This window comes from Falsiroseomonas algicola, from assembly GCF_011040385.1.
In the GTDB taxonomy this organism is placed as follows: Bacteria; Pseudomonadota; Alphaproteobacteria; order Acetobacterales; family Acetobacteraceae; genus Falsiroseomonas; species Falsiroseomonas algicola.
Genome location: NZ_JAAIKB010000048.1, coordinates 1 through 2,410, shown reverse-complemented (window position 1 = coordinate 2,410; position 2,410 = coordinate 1). Strand labels below are relative to the sequence as shown.

The following is a 2,410-nucleotide window of genomic DNA, read 5'->3' as shown; positions in this document are numbered from 1 at the left end:
GGCCCGCAGTTCAAACCACACCGGCTCCGCGTCGCATCATCACGTCCGATTCAGCGCGGTCGGAAAAGCGTCTAGGCGCCGGGCGCGGCCTCCGGCCGCTTGGCGTCACGGCAGTGCCGTGACCGTGCCGAAGGCACGCCTGCGGCGTGACGCATAAGCGGCGGGCCGCATTCCGGGACCCCATGCACGTTGCGAAGCAACGCGCATGGGCACCCGTCGCGGCCTCGGCCGGCTTGCCGCCGGCCGCAGGCCTGTTTTTTCCGGTGATAGGCCTACCCCCGCGGCATCTCCTGCTCCACCAGCGTCGCGAAGTAGCTGGCGCCGACCGGCAGCAGGTCGTCGTTGAAATCGTACTGCACCGTGTGCACCGGCGCCGAACCCTTCGCCCCCGCCGCCTGGCCGAGCTTCAGGTAGGCGCCCGGCCGTTCCAGCAGCATGAAGCTGAAATCCTCGCCGCCCATCACCGGCGGCATGTCCCGCCGCACCTTGCCCTCGCCCAGCACGCTGGACGCGGCCCGCGCCGCGCGGCGCGCCTGGTCCGCATGGTTGACGGTGGCGGGATAGCCGCGCTGGTAGGTGAACTCCGCCACCGCGTCATGCGCCGCCGCCGTCGCCTCCACGACGCGCCGCATGGAGGCCTCGACCAGGTCCTGCACCTCCGGCTTCAGCGTGCGGACGGTGCCGCAGAGGCTCGCCTCGTCCGGGATGATGTTGGTCGCCGTCCCGGCATGGAACTGCGTGGTGGAGATCACCGCCGCCTCCAGCGGATCGACGCGCCGCGCGACGATCGTCTGCAGCGCCGCCACGATATGCGCGCCGACGACGATGGGATCGATGCCGCCATGCGGCCGCGCCGCATGCCCGCCCTTGCCGCGCACGGTCACGAAGAAGACGTCGCTCGCCGCCATCATCACGTCGTCCCGCACATCGGCCTCGCCGAGCGGCAGGGAAGGATCATTGTGCACGCCATAGACGGTGTCGCAGGGGAAGCGGGCGAAGAGGCCCTCATCCATCATCACCTTCGCCCCGGCGCCGCCTTCCTCCGCGGGCTGGAAGATGAAGTGGACCGTGCCGTCGAAGTTGCGCGTCTCCGCCAGGTACTTGGCCGCACCAAGCAGCATCGTCGTGTGCCCGTCATGCCCGCAGGCATGCATGCGGCCGGGGTTCCTGGAGGCGTAGGGAAGCCCCGTCGCCTCCGTCATCGGCAGCGCGTCCATGTCGGCGCGCAGCCCGATGGTGCGGCCGGAAGTGCCGGTGCCGCGCAGCACGCCGACCACGCCGGTCTTGGCGATGTTGGTGTGCACCTCGATGCCCCAGGAGGCCAGCAGCTTCGCCACCTGCTCCGCCGTCCGGCTCTCCTCGAAGCGCAGCTCCGGATATTCGTGCAGGTCGCGCCGCCAGGCCTCCATCTCGGGCTGCAGGGCGGCGATGCGGTTGATGATGGGCATGGCTGATCCTTCAGAGCGCGATGGCGTTGTCGGGGTCGATCACGCGGACGACATAGGCATCGACCAGCGGCGCATATTCCTCCCACAGCGCGCGCAGCGCGGGGATGGGCTGGTCATGACCATCGGCGCGGAGATCGACCAGCGCGAAGTCATGCTCACCATAAACGAGCAGGCTGGCGGAGCGCACATCGCCATGCTCGCCGCCCGCGGCCTCGCCGGCCTCCAGCCCGCGCAGCAGGCGTTCCGCAAGCGGCAGTTCTGGGCTGGCCGCGAAGGCCGCGGCCATGGCATCCGGCACCAGGCTCGAGGACAGGATGTTGCCGATGGCGACGACATCCTTTGCATGCGCCGCGCCGCTTTCCGGCTTCACCCGCGCGCCATGGAAATGCGCCGTGCGCCCCGCGGCGTCGATCGCCGCCAGCTGCCGCCATTGGTGGTCGGGCGTGGAGGCGACCAGCGCCGCGATGGTCTCCGCCGCCGTGCAGCCGGACCGCAGCAGCCCGATCCCGCGCGGGCCGAGCCTGGGGTCCGTCCGGTGCTGAGTCAGCACCGCGCCCACCCCCGGCGCCACCGCATGCACCCGCGCGCCCACGGCGAGGGAGGAGGTCGTGGCCGCCGCCCCGAACTGCCCCGTGCGCGCACAACGCCCAATCAGCGAAAAGGTCATTATTCCAGGCCCTCAGACGGCGGGCGCGGCCTCCGGCCGCTTGCCTTACGCGCCTACGCGCTGGGGCGCCCGGCGGCAAGGTCGTGCTGCGCGCGCGGGAAGATTATCAATGCCCTCAAGCGGCGGGCGCGGCCTCCGGCCGCTTGCCTGACGCGCCGACGCGCTGTTGCGCTCACCGACACGGTCACGCTGCGCGCGCGGGCCGCCTTGCGGCCCGATTTTCTTGCCCTTGTAAGTCTCGTTCATCGGCGTCGGCCTGTCATAAGCTGGCTGGCGCGGTGGCGGAGGGGATGCC

At 70.9% G+C, this 2,410-nt stretch carries 2 protein-coding genes; both read right to left on the bottom strand.

Going from position 1 to position 2,410, the window contains the following annotated elements:
- Nucleotides 1-272 precede the first annotated feature (272 nt).
- Entirely contained in the window at nucleotides 273-1,448 is a 1,176-nt protein-coding gene (locus G3576_RS30925) for a M20 aminoacylase family protein (protein WP_164698324.1), read from the bottom strand.
- A gap of 10 nt (nucleotides 1,449-1,458) precedes the next feature.
- Complete coding sequence (locus G3576_RS30920) at nucleotides 1,459-2,115, bottom strand: DUF1028 domain-containing protein (protein WP_164698323.1); 657 nt, start codon at nucleotides 2,113-2,115, stop codon at nucleotides 1,459-1,461.
- Nucleotides 2,116-2,410: the final 295 nt, after the last annotated feature.